Consider the following 14,610-nt stretch of genomic DNA (forward strand, 5'->3'; position numbering starts at 1 on the left):
GAATTAATTTAAGATTTTTATTTTGACCTGTTTCTTTCCCCAGCGGTAAGCTGAAGATTTTTCAGGGAAAAAGACATCAATCCGTCTTCCTTTAATGGCTGAACCTGTATCAGCGGCCACGGCTTCCCCGTATCCGTCTACGTGGACTCTTGTGCCGAGCGGGATGACGCTTGGGTCTACCGCAATGACCTTGGCATTCGGATTGCTTGTCAGGTTAACGCCTGTAGCCGTATGGCCGGAACAGCCGCTGCAGCTTGCGGTATAAGCCGTGGAAGACACGGTAATCACTTTACCGGAAGATCCGGTTTCGCCCGAAGATGCCTTCACAGGTGCACTGAGCTGCTCAATCTTGGGACTGTGCCGCTTTGTGCCGACCGCAATGACCTGATCTTTGCTTTTTTCAGATGTTTCTTCTTTGACAAGCTTTCTTGAAACTTCTTTTCCATTTTCTTTGACAACATGAAAATGCTTTTTAAGTTTGCCTTCTTTTCCTTTTTGAACGATCTTTTCTTTCCCGCTGTCGAGAGACGCATCTTCTTTTTCTTTCACTTGATACGCTATTTTTTCCTCAACTACATCGGTGACTTTTTCGATACGAGTGATTTGTATACCGGCCTGATTTTTTGTGAGCTTTTCGTGTAATGCCGGTTTTACTTTATCTTCGTCTTTCATGTCCATCTTATGCTGCGTTAAAAAGTCAGCGACCGTAGTCGAAGTCGTCCATATTTTCTTTTTCTTTCCCGCATCATTTACAGTGACCTGAAAAGCCGGGTCGACCGTGACTTTCATGCCGTTTGTCACTTTCGTATCTGCTGCTGGATCTATTTTATCGTGCTGATTCACAGGTGTATGCTGTTCGTTCAGAAATGCGCCGACTGTTTTTGCCGTTGACCATAAAGTCTTTTCTTCTCCGCCTCTTGTCACACGGATCTGCTTTGCAGCTTCATACACGACATTCATGTTGTCTGCCAATGCTGTCTGCTTAGACGGGGTAATCCGGTCTTCATTTCTCGTCTCTATATGTAAATCTTCCAGAAGTTCCCCAACCGTTTTTGCATGAGTGCGTATTTGCTTTTTCTTGCCGTTAATGGAAACAGAAACTGATTGTTTTGAGAGCTCATGTGCCCCGTATGCAGTCCCGGTTCCGCCCAGCAGAATAATAGCCGCAATAAGAATAACCTTGCTTTTACCAAGCTTTACGGAAAACAGTTTTTTCATTTTTTGTGTGATGAAAAACGCCTCCTTCTCCTCGGAGAGATTATATAGAGTATCTAAAATGCTGTCAACCCTCCCATCTCGAAGATAAAAAACCTTCAGCGTATCCCTCATTATGCAAAAACAAAGCAAAAAAAGGAAGAGAGACATATCGACAACCTATCTTATGAGGAGAAGGAAGCTTGTAGAACCGTTTTACATATCCACTGAATCGGACAAGCTTTTACACGTTATGACAGCGCATTCTGTCAGTTCATGCGGAAAAGTCTTTTTGCGTTTTCGGTTGTAATTGAGGCAATTTCTTCATATGTCAGCCCTTTTAATTCAGCGAGCTGTTCAGCAACATATTTTACATAGCTTGGCTCATTCCGTTTGCCGCGGAAAGGATGCGGTGTCAGGAAAGGACAGTCCGTTTCAATCAGCAAACGGTCATTCGGAATTTCCTTTGCTACTTCTTTTGGTTTCTTCGCATTTTTGAAGGTAACCGGTCCGCCGAATGAAATATAAAAATTCATATCCATACACTGCCGCGCAACCTCCGCGCTCCCCGTAAAGCAGTGCATAATACCGCCGACTTCTTCCGCTCCCTCTTCTTTCAAAATTGTGACAACATCTTCTGTTGCATCACGATTATGAATGATAATTGGAAGATTCACTTCTTTGGCGAGAGCGATTTGTTTCCGGAATACTTCTTTCTGAATGTCTTTTGGTGATTTATCCCAGTGATAATCAAGGCCCATCTCTCCGATTGCCACGACTTTTTCGTGAGAGGACAGTTCCTTAATCCATGATAAATCTTCCTCTGTCATGTCAATTGCGTCTACCGGATGCCAGCCGATCGCAGCGTATATAAAGTCATATTCCTCAATCAGCTCCATCGCACGCGTGATAGTGGGTTTGTCGAATCCGACAACGACGATCCGTTCAACTTTTTCAGCCTTTGCACGCGCAATGACTTCCTCTAAGTCTGTGTCAAATTGCTCGGCATTTAAGTGCGCATGTGTATCAAAAAGCATCATAAAAACTCCTTTCTTGTTGAAAAACAAAAGGTGTTCGACGAAATGTTACACGTGAAACACCTTTTGCATCTATTTATTTAATTCGAGTGCCTTTCGGTAATGACTGGTCGACAGCTACAACTTTGAGAACGCCGTCCGATTCTCCTGCCAGTATCATTCCTTGAGAAAGCTCGCCTCTCAGTTTTACCGGTTTTAAATTCGTTACACAAATGATCTTCATTCCCACAAGCTGATCCGGTGTGTAATGCTTTGCGATACCTGATACAACTTGGCGCTGTTCAAAGCCCAGATCAATTTGCAATTTCAGCAGCCGATCTGCTTTTTTCACCGGCTCTGCGGACAAGACCTCTGCGACGCGAAGTTCTGTATCCATAAATTGATCAAACGTAATTTCAGGAAGACGCTCTGCTTCTTGCGGCTCTTCCGCCTTTTCTTCTTTAGCAGGAGCTGTTCCTTGCATTTTTTGCTTGATGTAAGCTACTTCTTCTTCAGCTTCAAGACGAGGGAAAAGCGGTTCCCCTTTTTTCACTTTCGCGTTCTTCAATTGGCCGAATGTCTGAATGCTGTCCCATGCTTTAAGAGACTGATCCTCAACTCCTAGCTGGGCAAACAATTTTTCAGGCGTTTGTGTCAAGAAAGGCTGGAGCAATACGGCTGAGATACGTAAAGATTCAGCTAAATGATACATGACAGAACGTAATTCTTTTTCTTTTTCCTCGTCTTTAGCAAGCACCCACGGAGCAGTTTCATCAATATATTTGTTCGTACGGCTGATTAATTGCCATAGCGTTGATAAAGCGACTGAAAACTCCATGTTTTCCATTGCCTTTTCATAAGCTTTAACCGTTTCACCGGCTACAGAAGAAAGCTCTGAATCAAAATCGGTCACATTTCCTTCATATGAACCAATCTCACCGTCAAAATATTTTTGGATCATTGCGACTGTACGATTCAGAAGGTTTCCTAAGTCGTTCGCCAAGTCATAATTAATCCGTTCTACGAAACCTTCCGGCGTAAAGACACCGTCTGAACCGAACGGTACTTCGCGAAGCAGGTAATAGCGAAGTTCATCCAAGCCGTAGCGTTCAATTAACGTTACCGGATCAACGACATTTCCTTTTGATTTCGACATTTTTCCGTCTTTCATCAATAACCAGCCATGCGCGAATACTTGCTTAGGCAGCGGGAGATCAAGCGCCATCAGCATAATCGGCCAGTAAATGGTATGAAAACGGACAATTTCTTTACCGACAAGGTGGACGTCAGCCGGCCAGTACTTTTTGTAAAGCTCATCATTTTCCGTATCGTAACCGAGCGCTGTAATATAGTTGAACAGTGCGTCAATCCATACATACACGACATGCTTCGGATTTCCCGGCACTTTTACGCCCCAGTCGAACGTCGTTCTGGAAACGGCCAAATCTTCAAGCCCCGGTTTAATGAAGTTGTTAATCATTTCATTTTTGCGTGATTCAGGCTGGATGAAAGAAGGATTTTCCTCATAAAACTTCAGCAGGCGGTCTGCGTATTTGCTCATGCGGAAGAAGTATGACTCCTCTTTGATTAATTCGACCGGGTGGCCGCTGTCAGGGCTTTTTCCGCCGACAACCTCACCCTTCTCATTTCGTTCCACATCCACCAGCTGTGTTTCCGTATAGAATGTTTCATCAGGTATGCTGTACCAGCCCTCATACTCATCCAGGTAAATGTCACCATTATCAAGAAGTTTTTGAAACACTTTCTCGATAATTTCTTTGTGCCGGCTTTCCGTCGTCCGGATGAAATCATCGTGAGAAATGTCGAGCTGCTTCCATAGTTTTTGGATTTCAGCAACTGCACGATCCACATAAGCTTGAGGCGTGATATTCTCTTCCTCCGCTTTCTGCTGGATTTTCTGTCCGTGCTCATCCGTTCCGGTTAAGTAGCGTACGTCAAATCCTTTTAATCTTTTGTAACGCGCCATCGCATCGCCGGCCACGGTAGTATAAGCATGGCCGATATGTAATTTTCCGCTCGGATAATATATCGGGGTTGTAATATAAAAAGTATTATTGTCTTGCGGCATGTTGCAACCTCCCATTCAGAATGTCGAAAAGCTCACGCCCAAAGGACGAGAGCGGTTTTATTTGATATACAATATTGATATTTGTCCTCTATCTATGATACCATCTTAGCCTTTAAGATCAAGGATATATACGTACTGCGCGTAAAAGAGTAAATAAAATTAAAAATTTTTATTGAAATTAAAAAAAGTCTTAACATGTCGAAATTTGTCGTATATAATCTACTAATATAAAACATCTTGGTTCGAAAGTCTTGATTTAAAAGGATTTTCAGTAGGATAATAGGTTCGAAAAAGCAGTCAAAAAGCCTGTTATTTCAGGATTTCCAAGGCTTTACTTACTATAAGAACTAATTCTTACAATCAATAGTAAACAAAAAGATTGACGATTATTGGAAACCTTGTTATGCTAGGAATGTAAGGAATTTTGTCGAATAATGACGAAGAAAAATATAAACTACAAAATAATTATCTCTCGGGAGGAGACTGTTAATGAAATCTACTGGTATCGTACGTAAAGTTGATGAACTTGGACGCGTAGTTATCCCTATCGAACTTCGCCGTACACTGGGCATCGCAGAAAAAGACGCTCTTGAAATTTATGTTGATGATGAAAAAATCATCCTTAAAAAATATAAACCAAACATGACTTGCCAAGTAACTGGTGAAGTTTCTGATGATAACCTTAAACTTGCCGGCGGCAAATTGGTACTCAGCAAAGAAGGCGCTGAGCAAATCATCTCTGAAATTCAAAACCAGCTTCAAAACCAAAAATAAGCTATTTCATACAAAAACCGTTCTTGTTACGATACAAGAACGGTTTTTTTTATGATTGAATGTGATAAGCGTCATAAATCTCGCGTTTCGGAACGCCCCGATCTACCGCTGTTTGTTTTATGGCCTGTTTGGAAGATGCTCCTTCGTTTATGTAATGCTCCACATGCTCTTTCTCAGAAAGCTCCGTCCACCAAGGCTTTTCCTCTTCATCCGGTTCAGCGGTTTGATTTCCTTCGACAACGAGACAGAACTCACCGCGGATTTGATCTTCATTTGCCCATTCAATCACCTCGGCGATGGTTCCTCTGATGAATTCCTCATACTTTTTCGTTAATTCTCTCGTGACGGCGATGGTTCGATTACCCAAAACGTCATGCATTGCTGTTAATGTTTCTTTTAATCTGTGCGGCGCTTCGTAAAATATCATCGTTTCCTGCCGTTTTTTCAGGAGTTCGAGTTCTTTCTTCTTTTCTTTTTTCTGTCTGTTTAAAAATCCGTAGAAGAAAAACGGCTGCGGGGTGATGCCTGATGCGGTCAGCGCGGTTAATGCCGCATTAGCACCCGGAAGCGGAACGACATATCCGCCGATTTGGGTGAAATCTCTCACAATCTCAGCCCCCGGGTCGGAAATTGTCGGCATGCCGGCATCACTGACCAATGCCACATTCTTTCCGCTTTTCAGCCATTCAATGATTTTATGGCCGCTGCTTTCTTTATTATGTTCATGATAGCTGATGAGAGATGTTTCTATGTCATAAACATGGCACAGCTTTTTCGTCTGTCTTGTATCTTCGGCAGCTATGACATCGGCCGATTTCAGCGTCTCTACTGCACGAAAGGTCATGTCCTCCAAATTGCCGATCGGTGTAGGAACAAGGTACAGAGTTCCCATTTCAGTTTTTCCGTTAAAACTCATCTGGCGTCTTAACATATACAGCCTCCTTGCTGCGTCGTTTTTCTTCTATATATTGCTCTTTTTTCTTTCGGTTCAGCTGTTTAAAACGGTATTCCGCCTGCATCGCTTCCCGTTTTGTTTCAAATGATTCCGCATGGCATAACAAAACCGGCCTCCGCGCTCTTGTGTACTTCGCGCCCTTTCCCTCATTGTGGGTTTTCAGCCGTTTTTGCAGATCATTTGTATAACCGGCATACAGACTGTTGTCATTGCACAGCAGCACATAAAAGAAATGACTATTTGTCTCCATATAAAATCGTGCGGATCTCTTTCGTATATTCATTTTGTTCATTGTATACGAACAGCGGGGGAAGAATTTTGAGATCAGGGCGGCCGCCTTTAATTCCTTCAACCAAAATGGTATTCGCTTCTTTACCTTGTTTCGGATAAATAAACTGAACCCGTTTCGGTTCTATTCGGTACGCTTTCATTAATTCAAAGATTTCCAAAAGCCTCCCCGGCCGATGAACGAGAGCCGCTTTTCCGCCTTGCTTCAGCAGTTTGCTGCTGACGGAAATCACATCTTCAAGCGTGCAAAGAATTTCGTGCCTTGCGATTCTGAGATGCTCGTTCAGGTTCTGCTCCGCCTCTTTCGGTGTTTTAAAATAAGGCGGATTGCAGGTGACAACATCATATTTATTATGTCCGAGTCTTTCCGGCATATTTTTCAGATCATCATGAATGAGACTGATCTGACCGCCCAGCCCGTTGTATTCCACGCTTCGGAGCGCCATATCATACAAGCGTTCCTGAATTTCAACGCCGGTGATATCGGCTTTTGACCTTGTGCTGAGCAAAAGCGGCACAATGCCGTTCCCCGTGCATAAATCAACGATGTTCCCCTTTTGAATCGGAACGTATGCAAACTTAGACAGCAGCACGGCATCTAATGAAAAAGCGAAAACCGTCGGACTCTGTACTATTTTCATATCCTCTGCTAATAAGTAATCCAATCTTTCATCATCACGTAATGAAACCATAATCTTATTCCTTTCGGCACTCTTTGAAAAAGGCTTCCGACATCAGCGGAAGCCTTTTCCTTATTTTTTATTTAAGAAGGACAGACAAAAAAGGCAATCTCCCTTGCGGACGCTCCCATAATGGACGTTGCAAATATGAAAGCCTTCTTGATACAGCCGGGCCAGATTGTCGTACCCTTCTCCTATATCACTCTGCTCTGCCTTCTGTGTTTTTGTTTCTTTCTGATCGGCTTTGAATTTCTCAATTTGCTCTGTCGTGTCATCAAGCCGCTTACGCAAATGCTTATTTTCAAGCTGAAGATGGTGATTCTCTTCAATCATTTCGCCGATATGCTGCTTTAAGTCACCCAGCTGACGGTACAGCGAACCGATTTGTTCCTCCAGGTTTATGACAGTATCAAATAACTCTTTTTTATCCAAGGTTCCACACCTCGTTAATCTGTGGTTTGTGCGGATACGACGCCCTCTTCCAAGAGCTCTTCCCAAGTATATTCTATCACTTTTTCACGATTCTTCAGTTCCACCTGAAGCACCCGTTCCAGAATATTAAGACCGACAACCTTTGCGGGGCCGTTTGCCGTCGTAATCATTTCGCCTAAATCCGGCAGCTGTTCTTTTGCCGTCTCATACTCATCATTTTCGTACTTCAAACAGCACATCAAACGGCCGCACAGACCGGAAATCTTCGTTGGGTTCAACGATAAATTTTGATCCTTCGCCATTTTGATGGACACCGGTTCAAAATCTCCGAGGAACGTGGAGCAGCAAAGCATTCTCCCGCAGGGTCCGATACCGCCGAGCATTTTCGCCTCGTCCCTCACCCCGATTTGGCGCAATTCGATTCTCGTTTTAAAGATAGAAGCCAAGTCTTTGACCAATTCCCTGAAATCAACCCGTCCGTCTGCTGTAAAGTAAAAAATGACTTTATTGCGGTCAAACGTAAACTCAACATCAACCAGCTTCATATCTAAGCCGTGGTCAGCCACTTTTTTCTGACAGACTTCAAAAGCGGACAGGGCCTCCTGTTTGTTTTCTTCTACAATGAGAAGGTCGCGTTCATCAGCAACGCGAATGACCTTTCGAAGCGGAAGCACAACATCATGCTCGTCCACTTGTTTATTTGCGATGACAACCTGCCCGTATTCGACACCTCTTACGGTTTCAACAATGACACAGCTGTCTTGTTCTATATCAAATCCGTTCGGATCAAAATAATAAATTTTCCCCGCTTTTTTAAAGCGGACGCCTATTACGTTGTACAAGCTTATCCCTCCTGCAACGTTAACACCAAGTGCTCCATTAATCCCTGCACATTCACATTGGAATGAAGCCGTTTTTTTGCTTCTAAAACAGCGAGAATTTGGTTCGTAACGCTTTGTTGTGTAAATTGCAGCGCATGCTGTTTTATTGATTGGAATAAGTCTTGATAAATCAGTTTATCTTCATTTCCAATTTGGATGGATAATACATCACGGTATATCAATAAGAGCATATCAAGACCCATTTCTTGATGGGTTTTTTCTTTGAAAAAGGGCACCCACTGATCCTGAATGAAGAAAAAGGCATGTCCTTTCCGCTGATGTAAGACTTCATACAATTTTATCACTTTCGCTCTGGACTCTGCAAACTCATCATTTCGACTTAATTCGACTGCTTCCGCAATATTATTTGTCATATTTGCTAAGAGCCGGGCCATGTGAGGGCTCACTTCCTGTTCAATCAGCCTTTCTTCTATGGCTTTCGGCTGAAGCGGCTGGAACGGGAGAACCTGACATCTCGAAACGATGGTATCCAGTATTCGGTGGAGCTGCTCAGTAATCAGAATTGCGATGGTGTCTTGACTCGGCTCCTCTAAAAATTTCAGCAGACTGTTTGCCGCATTTGTCGTCATTTGATCCGCATGGGATATAATGTACAGCTTTTTATGCGATTCCAGTCCTGTTTTGGAAAACTCCTCCTGAAGCGATTGGATCTGAGCCTTTTTAATGGATAATCCGTCGGGCTGAACCACATGCAGGTCGGGATGGTTTCCGGATTCAATACGCTTACAGTTCCGGCATTTCCCGCAAGGCTCAGTCCCGCCTTCAAGGCAAAAAAAGCTTTTTGCGAGAAGCAGTGCGGCATCCAATTTGCCCGTACCTTTTTTGCCTTCAAACAGATAGGCGTGAGAAAGCCTTTTCTTTTCAATACTGTTATGCAAAAGCCGCATTACTCTGGGCTGCTGCCCGGTCATTTCCTTCCATGATATTGCCATTGTATCACTCTCTATGTGTAAAGGTTAATCAATAAACCTTTTATTTCTCCGATTCGATCCAGCAAATCAATTGCCGGTTTTTCCTGATCTAACATTTCTTCTGTCAGCTGGAGCAGTTTTTCATCTATTTCTTTCACAAGCCCCAGAGTCCGGCTGCTGCCGTACAGGTCAAAGCTTTTCTCCGTCTCATGCGATAATCCGCTGTCTACGGCCTCTTTTACAAAACGTTTTACCAATCCTTTGAATTTCGCTAAGTCTTTGAAGTTTCTCGACTTCGTCAGCCTTTTCCCGAACGTTTCTATATCCGTTAAGAACCTGCTCAGCTGATCAAATTTCAGCTTGCTGCTTTGGCTGTCCATTGAACTTTTAAATGTTCCGGAAAGCTCTGCCGCTTTATAAGCAGGCTGCTGCTTTTTCTCAATAAATGTACGTAAGTCAGAATTTATTTTCACGTCGTCAAATCCTTAAAATTGATGAAATTCATCGACCGGGAGGACAAAGACCGTCGCTCCGCCGACTTCCACTTCGACGGGATATGGAACGTAGGAATCCGCATTCCCGCCCATCGGGGATACCGGGGCAATCATCTGATCACGTTTACAGCCATTCTCTTTAATAAGGCTGAGCGCTTTATCGACACGGATATCTTCCACCCCGATCATAAACGTCGTATTGCCTGATTTAAGGAATCCGCCTGTTGTCGCAAGCTTCGTCACCCTGAAGTTGTGGTCGGTTAATACTTTCAAAAGCCTGTTGCTGTCCTGATCCTGCACCACTGCCACTATTAGTTTCATTCTCTAGGCCCCCTTTAGGTTGGAAAGAACATTGTCGTTACATTCATTATAGCAACTTATGAGAAACAGGTCACAACTGAATTTTTTTCAATGCTTCATTTATCACTTGAAGTGCGTCCTGAATGACGAGTTCCTTCTTTTTCGAAGCGTCGATTGTATGAAATCTCTCGGGAAAACGCTGCATGACCTTTTGGTATCCTTCCCGTACTTTTGTGTGAAAGTGCAGGGCCTCAAGATCGAGACGATTCTTCTCTCTTGAATCATTCGACGTAATCCGTTTCAACCCTTCTTCCGGCTCAATAGAAAAATAGATGGTGACATCAGGCATCGTATCGCCGATTGCAAACTGGTTGATAGAAAGGACTTCATCAATGCCGAGCCCTCTCGCATAGCCTTGATAAGCCAGCGAACTGTCGATGAAACGATCGCACAGCACAATGCGGCCTTCTTTCAATGCAGGCTGCACCTTTTCGGCTAAATGCTGTCTTCTCGCCGCAGCGTAAAGCAGCGCCTCCGTTTTTGCATCCATCAGTGTATTGTTTTTATTTAAGATCACTTCTCTGATCTGTTCCGCAATGTCGATGCCGCCCGGTTCTCTTGTCGCTGTCACCGGGAGCCCCTCTGCCGACAGAATCTCTTTCATTTCCTGAAGCACAGTCGTTTTCCCTGCACCTTCAGGACCTTCAAATGTTATAAATAAACCGCTCATGATTTCTCCTCTTCTATATAGACAAGTAATTGTTCCCCGTTTAACAAGCCTTGAATATGCGCGTCCATGCCGATTAAACGGGAAAGCTTTTGTACGATCTCTTCTGTTATCCGTTCTCCGTCCATGACCAGCGGAATTCCCGGCGGATAAGGAATAATGTTGCCCGCATGCAAGCGCCCGGCAGCCTTATCTATATCTGTAAGCTCTTTTTTAAACTTCCGCATCTCATTTTGCGGGTATTCAAGTGTCGATATGGACGGAAATGTCCATCTCACGGCATCCGGCAATTTATCGGGCGGTGTATTCTCCAGTTTCTGCTGTATGTTTCTTACGGTTGCCTGTTCTATCATCCGCCGGCCGCCTATCGGCAGTACGAGCAATACTTGGTACTCGTCAGCCAGCTCGGCAACAATGTCTTCACTCTCCAAAATGCGTTGTAATGAATAGCCGGAATGTCCGAGCTTTGACCGAAGAATTAATTTTAACGGGTCCGCCCGCAGCCCATATCCGGAAGGCTCGATTATTTCAATAGAAGAAATTGATGCGAATCTTCGTTTGATTTTCTCAATGTGCTCCATATGAACGGGAAGTGTCCCTTTTTCAGCAATATCCTGCACATAAGCGCGCGCCGTATCTAAAGATGCCATAATCGGGTATGACGGGCTGCTGCTTTGCAAACTGCTTACATAATAAGTTAATCGATCTCTGTCAATTCTGGTGCTGTTCAAATGAAAGTAAGACCCCATCGTCATAGCCGGAAGCGTTTTATGAGCCGATTGAACAACGGCATCCGCCCCCATAGCCAATGATGAAGGCGGGAAAGGCTGCCCTAACACAAAGTGAGCCCCATGAGCCTCATCTACCAGTACAGGAACGCCGTATGAATGGGCTTTTTTAACTGCCGCAGTCAAATCGGCGGCATGCCCGTAGTAAGTCGGATTGGTCAGAACAAGTCCTTTCGCGTTCGGGTATGACGCCAGCGCTTTTTCGATGACTGAAAGGGATACATGTGCCGGCACATGCATGTTTTCATCGATTTCCGGCGCCAAATAAACCGGCTTGGCTCCGGCCAATGCCGCCGCATGGAAAACAGACTTGTGACAATTACGCTGGATCAGAATGGGTTCCCCCGGTTCACAAACAGCTAAAATCATCGCCAGATTGCCGGCGGTCGTTCCATTGACGAGAAAGAAACTTTCCTGAGAGCCGTAAAATCTGCTCACCAAATCCTGCGCTTCCTTAATGACCCCCGTCGGGTGATGCAAGTCATCAAGACCCGTGATCTCAGTCATATCAATAGATAAAAGAGATTGATATACAGATTTGGCTTCATCAAAAAAGACATCTCCATTGTGATGTCCCGGAACATGAAAAGAATACGTATTTCGGTGCGCATGCTTCATCAGCGCTGTATATAAAGGTGTGTCCATTTTTAAACAAATCCTTTGCCTGTCTTTCTTATTATATCGTGACTGCGAGCCAACTTAAAGCTAAGACTTTTGCCATCTAGCCGTTATCCCGGCCGGACCTCATATCAAGCAGCTTCTTTTTTAAATCGCCTTCCATGATAACAAGCTCCTCCTCGGCACGCCTGCGTTTCATCCTGCCTTCTTCTTGAATAGACATGATTTCTTCAAGTGTGCTGACTAAGCTTTCCTGCACTTTTTTGAGGGTTTCTGCCTCAACAAGTCCGCGCTCATTGGCTTTGGCGGTCTCGACTGTACTTGTTTTCAGAAGTTCGGCGTTTTTCAGCAGCAATTGATTTGTCGTATCCGCCGCCTTCTGCTGCACATCTGCCGCACTCCGCTGCCTCATAAGCGTCAGTGCGATGGCGACTTGATTCTTCCATAAAGGAATAGCCGTAACAATGGAGGACTGAATTTTCTCTGCCAGTGCCTGATTCGTGTTTTGAATCAGGCGGATTTGCGGCGCACTCTGAAGCGTAATCTGCCTGCTCAGCAGCAGATCATGCACCCTCTTATCCAGACGGTCGGCAAACTGGCGAAGATCATTCACTTCCTGCGCGGCCATTTGATTGTGTTCTTGTAATTCGGCTTTTCTTGCCGCTTCGGGTATCAGCTTTGTTTTCAGCTCATCTAATTTTAATTCCCCCGCTGCTATATACATAGTTAAATCAGAAAAGTATTGTTTATTTTGGGCGTACAGCTGATCTAACAATTTATTGTCACTCAACAGCACATTTTTAGAATGTTCCAGCCTTCTGCTGATACGGTCAATCTGCACACTTGTCTTTTGATATTTCGAAAGCACTTCCTGTACAGAACCGGACACCCTTTTAAACAGCCGGGCGAAAAACCCTTTGTTCTTCATCTGCAGATCATCGGGGTTGACCTGGTCAAGCTTCAGCATCAAATCAGCCAGTATCTGTCCCATCTCTCCTGCATCTTTTCTTTGCACGTGCTCTATCATCGTGTGGGAAAATTCCAGAAGATTCGCCTGCGCCTGTGAACCAAACAGAACAATGCTTTGCATGTTCTTAGGGTCCAGTTTTTCAGCGAGCTGAAGTGCCGCTTCTCTTTTTTCTTCCGGCAGCGTATCTGCAAGCTTTAGAGGGGTCTGGTCATTTTGGGCGCCCATGCTGTCGTCGGAGCGGTCTTTGGCCATTTCCTTCTTCCTTTCTTATTTTCTCAGTGAATGCTTTGCCACATCTAATTCAAAGTGCAGGTCGTCGATGTCCTCCTTCATCAGTTCATGAAGATCCTCTTCCAGCCTTCTGGAAAGCTCTGCTAGAGTCACCCTCGTATCACTCAAGGACATTGATAAATCTTTATTTTTTCGCGGCTGTGATGAGAGCAGAGCATACTTTTCCGTCAGTTCCACAACAGAATCAAGCGTTTGATAATAGAAACGCTCTGCCTGATAAAAACGCTTCGGCTCTTGCTTTGTGAGCAGATATATTCGTCGGGTTATCCGCAGTATCTCTGCATTCTGCTTCAGCATTTGTATACTTTTAGAGCGAAAAAGCGCCCTGCGTAATCGGATGATTTTACCCTTTGCTTCCTCAAGATTTTCCTTGATATAAACATATTCTTTTCTTGTCAGCCGGTGTTTTTTTAAAAAGAGACGCTTCGCATTCCACAGGCCGGCCGCACTGACAGCGGCTCCGCCGGCCGCCCCGTATAAAAGCGAATACAGAAAAGGCTGATGCCCTATCGTAAAGAAGGTTATCCCCGCTAATACAAAAACTGTGCTGCCGCAAAGCGTCCATTTCATATATTGAATAAACGGTTTCATACTTGATCGACTCCTATTTATTCACTTTTATCAGTATTATCTATTACATTCCATGTCTAAACAAGTTCCTCTTCTTATCGTATCAGTTCTTTTATAAAAAGTGTAAAAACTCCTCTGATTTCAGGCAAAAAAAAGACCCTTTTCAGGGTTAAGAATATAACGTCGGTGTATGAAGGCTTTTCAGTTTACGAACGAAAAATTCATAATTTGGATCAGAGGTCGGAGTGGAAACTACTTTCTTCTCACACTCTAAACATATAAATTTCGTATAAATATGGATTCCCCTGCTTTTTTTGGTTTCACACACAATACATGTTTCTTCATGGCTGGACGTTTCATTCATTTTGCCCACCTCCGTATGAATAGCCTTCCCTTAAGCTGTTGATTGTATACACAATTTGGACCTTTTTGAAGTTTGCAATTAGTATATGGGTGTTTCCGTATTTCGGTGTTTGTTTTGTTTTTATTCAAACACAAAAAAGGCAGCTCATCATGAGCTGCCTTTACCGTAATGATAGCTTGGCGGCGTCCTACTCTCACAGGGGGAAACCCCCGACTACCATCGGCGCTGAAGAGCTTAACTTCCGTGT

At 44.0% G+C, this 14,610-nt stretch carries 17 protein-coding genes and 1 rRNA gene; 1 reads left to right on the forward strand and 17 read right to left on the reverse strand.

The window, feature by feature from the left end; genetic code table 11:
* Positions 1–3: 3 nt before the first annotated feature.
* The 3 genes from SB724_RS18555 to metG form a co-directional block, all read right to left on the reverse strand.
* Positions 4–1,329, reverse strand: coding sequence for a resuscitation-promoting factor (locus tag SB724_RS18555; protein WP_410572254.1), 1,326 nt, complete (start codon positions 1,327–1,329; stop codon positions 4–6).
* A gap of 134 nt (positions 1,330–1,463) precedes the next feature.
* Positions 1,464–2,231 carry a TatD family hydrolase gene (locus SB724_RS18560; RefSeq protein ID WP_032868379.1) on the reverse strand — a complete coding sequence of 256 codons (768 nt, stop codon included), beginning with the start codon at positions 2,229–2,231 and terminating at the stop codon, positions 1,464–1,466.
* A gap of 76 nt (positions 2,232–2,307) precedes the next feature.
* On the reverse strand, positions 2,308–4,299 hold the full coding sequence (gene metG / locus SB724_RS18565) for a methionine--tRNA ligase (protein WP_410572257.1): 1,992 nt from the start codon (positions 4,297–4,299) through the stop codon (positions 2,308–2,310).
* A 483-nt stretch (positions 4,300–4,782) separates the two neighbouring features.
* Between metG and abrB the strand changes: the two genes are divergently transcribed.
* Positions 4,783–5,073, forward strand: coding sequence for a transition state genes transcriptional regulator AbrB (abrB, locus tag SB724_RS18570; protein ID WP_169510469.1), 291 nt, complete (start codon positions 4,783–4,785; stop codon positions 5,071–5,073).
* A 49-nt stretch (positions 5,074–5,122) separates the two neighbouring features.
* Here abrB and rsmI read toward each other — a convergent pair whose 3' ends face one another.
* The 14 genes from rsmI to rrf all read right to left on the reverse strand — a co-directional run.
* A complete protein-coding gene (rsmI, locus tag SB724_RS18575) occupies positions 5,123–6,004 on the reverse strand; it encodes a 16S rRNA (cytidine(1402)-2'-O)-methyltransferase (RefSeq protein WP_088461222.1) in 882 nt (293 codons plus the stop codon).
* Complete coding sequence (locus tag SB724_RS18580) at positions 5,979–6,278, reverse strand: GIY-YIG nuclease family protein (protein ID WP_088461223.1); 300 nt, start codon at positions 6,276–6,278, stop codon at positions 5,979–5,981. Before SB724_RS18580 ends, rsmI begins: the two co-directional genes overlap by 26 nt.
* On the reverse strand, positions 6,265–7,008 hold the full coding sequence (locus SB724_RS18585; RefSeq protein ID WP_004264717.1) for a tRNA1(Val) (adenine(37)-N6)-methyltransferase: 744 nt from the start codon (positions 7,006–7,008) through the stop codon (positions 6,265–6,267). The genes SB724_RS18580 and SB724_RS18585 overlap by 14 nt, the downstream gene beginning before the upstream one ends.
* Positions 7,009–7,068: 60 nt before the next feature.
* Positions 7,069–7,428 carry a replication initiation-control protein YabA gene (yabA, locus tag SB724_RS18590; RefSeq protein WP_004264720.1) on the reverse strand — a complete coding sequence of 120 codons (360 nt, stop codon included), beginning with the start codon at positions 7,426–7,428 and terminating at the stop codon, positions 7,069–7,071.
* A 14-nt stretch (positions 7,429–7,442) separates the two neighbouring features.
* The gene (gene ricT, locus SB724_RS18595; protein ID WP_004264723.1) at positions 7,443–8,270 is read right to left on the reverse strand and encodes a competence/sporulation regulator complex protein RicT; all 828 of its coding nucleotides are present in this window, start codon (positions 8,268–8,270) and stop codon (positions 7,443–7,445) included.
* A 2-nt stretch (positions 8,271–8,272) separates the two neighbouring features.
* Positions 8,273–9,262: a DNA polymerase III subunit delta' gene (holB, locus tag SB724_RS18600; RefSeq protein ID WP_032872173.1), complete on the reverse strand. Its 990-nt coding sequence runs from the start codon at positions 9,260–9,262 to the stop codon at positions 8,273–8,275.
* An 11-nt stretch (positions 9,263–9,273) separates the two neighbouring features.
* Positions 9,274–9,714 carry a YaaR family protein gene (locus tag SB724_RS18605; RefSeq protein ID WP_004264730.1) on the reverse strand — a complete coding sequence of 147 codons (441 nt, stop codon included), beginning with the start codon at positions 9,712–9,714 and terminating at the stop codon, positions 9,274–9,276.
* 12 nt (positions 9,715–9,726) lie between these two features.
* Positions 9,727–10,056, reverse strand: coding sequence for a cyclic di-AMP receptor DarA (gene darA / locus SB724_RS18610; RefSeq protein ID WP_004264734.1), 330 nt, complete (start codon positions 10,054–10,056; stop codon positions 9,727–9,729).
* A 70-nt stretch (positions 10,057–10,126) separates the two neighbouring features.
* Positions 10,127–10,765 carry a dTMP kinase gene (tmk, locus tag SB724_RS18615; RefSeq protein WP_007615155.1) on the reverse strand — a complete coding sequence of 213 codons (639 nt, stop codon included), beginning with the start codon at positions 10,763–10,765 and terminating at the stop codon, positions 10,127–10,129.
* Entirely contained in the window at positions 10,762–12,195 is a 1,434-nt protein-coding gene (locus tag SB724_RS18620; protein ID WP_130571790.1) for an aminotransferase class I/II-fold pyridoxal phosphate-dependent enzyme, read from the reverse strand. The genes tmk and SB724_RS18620 overlap by 4 nt, the downstream gene beginning before the upstream one ends.
* A gap of 76 nt (positions 12,196–12,271) precedes the next feature.
* The gene (locus SB724_RS18625) at positions 12,272–13,390 is read right to left on the reverse strand and encodes a toxic anion resistance protein (RefSeq protein WP_410572261.1); all 1,119 of its coding nucleotides are present in this window, start codon (positions 13,388–13,390) and stop codon (positions 12,272–12,274) included.
* Between the two features lie 15 nt (positions 13,391–13,405).
* The gene (locus SB724_RS18630; protein WP_410572263.1) at positions 13,406–14,020 is read right to left on the reverse strand and encodes a 5-bromo-4-chloroindolyl phosphate hydrolysis family protein; all 615 of its coding nucleotides are present in this window, start codon (positions 14,018–14,020) and stop codon (positions 13,406–13,408) included.
* A 148-nt stretch (positions 14,021–14,168) separates the two neighbouring features.
* Positions 14,169–14,363 carry a sigma factor G inhibitor Gin gene (locus tag SB724_RS18635; protein ID WP_007409914.1) on the reverse strand — a complete coding sequence of 65 codons (195 nt, stop codon included), beginning with the start codon at positions 14,361–14,363 and terminating at the stop codon, positions 14,169–14,171.
* Positions 14,364–14,537: 174 nt separating this feature from the next.
* A 5S ribosomal RNA gene (gene rrf / locus SB724_RS22220) occupies positions 14,538–14,610 on the reverse strand; the annotation flags it as partial.

Origin of the sequence: Bacillus sp. SIMBA_031 (assembly GCF_046535225.1) — a bacterium.
Taxonomy (GTDB): domain Bacteria; phylum Bacillota; class Bacilli; order Bacillales; family Bacillaceae; genus Bacillus; species Bacillus velezensis.

What these genes read in the sequence shown, in the direction of transcription:
- SB724_RS18555 (WP_410572254.1), bottom strand. Translation starts at nt 1,329, where the DNA reads ATGAGGGATACGCTGAAGGTTTTTTATCTTCGAGATGGGAGGGTTGAC.
- SB724_RS18560 (WP_032868379.1), bottom strand. Translation starts at nt 2,231, where the DNA reads ATGCTTTTTGATACACATGCGCACTTAAATGCCGAGCAATTTGACACA.
- metG (WP_410572257.1), bottom strand. Translation starts at nt 4,299, where the DNA reads ATGCCGCAAGACAATAATACTTTTTATATTACAACCCCGATATATTAT.
- rsmI (WP_088461222.1), bottom strand. Translation starts at nt 6,004, where the DNA reads ATGTTAAGACGCCAGATGAGTTTTAACGGAAAAACTGAAATGGGAACT.
- SB724_RS18580 (WP_088461223.1), bottom strand. Translation starts at nt 6,278, where the DNA reads ATGGAGACAAATAGTCATTTCTTTTATGTGCTGCTGTGCAATGACAAC.
- SB724_RS18585 (WP_004264717.1), bottom strand. Translation starts at nt 7,008, where the DNA reads ATGGTTTCATTACGTGATGATGAAAGATTGGATTACTTATTAGCAGAG.
- holB (WP_032872173.1), bottom strand. Translation starts at nt 9,262, where the DNA reads ATGGCAATATCATGGAAGGAAATGACCGGGCAGCAGCCCAGAGTAATG.
- darA (WP_004264734.1), bottom strand. Translation starts at nt 10,056, where the DNA reads ATGAAACTAATAGTGGCAGTGGTGCAGGATCAGGACAGCAACAGGCTT.
- tmk (WP_007615155.1), bottom strand. Translation starts at nt 10,765, where the DNA reads ATGAGCGGTTTATTTATAACATTTGAAGGTCCTGAAGGTGCAGGGAAA.
- SB724_RS18620 (WP_130571790.1), bottom strand. Translation starts at nt 12,195, where the DNA reads ATGGACACACCTTTATATACAGCGCTGATGAAGCATGCGCACCGAAAT.
- SB724_RS18625 (WP_410572261.1), bottom strand. Translation starts at nt 13,390, where the DNA reads ATGGCCAAAGACCGCTCCGACGACAGCATGGGCGCCCAAAATGACCAG.
- SB724_RS18630 (WP_410572263.1), bottom strand. Translation starts at nt 14,020, where the DNA reads ATGAAACCGTTTATTCAATATATGAAATGGACGCTTTGCGGCAGCACA.
- SB724_RS18635 (WP_007409914.1), bottom strand. Translation starts at nt 14,363, where the DNA reads ATGAATGAAACGTCCAGCCATGAAGAAACATGTATTGTGTGTGAAACC.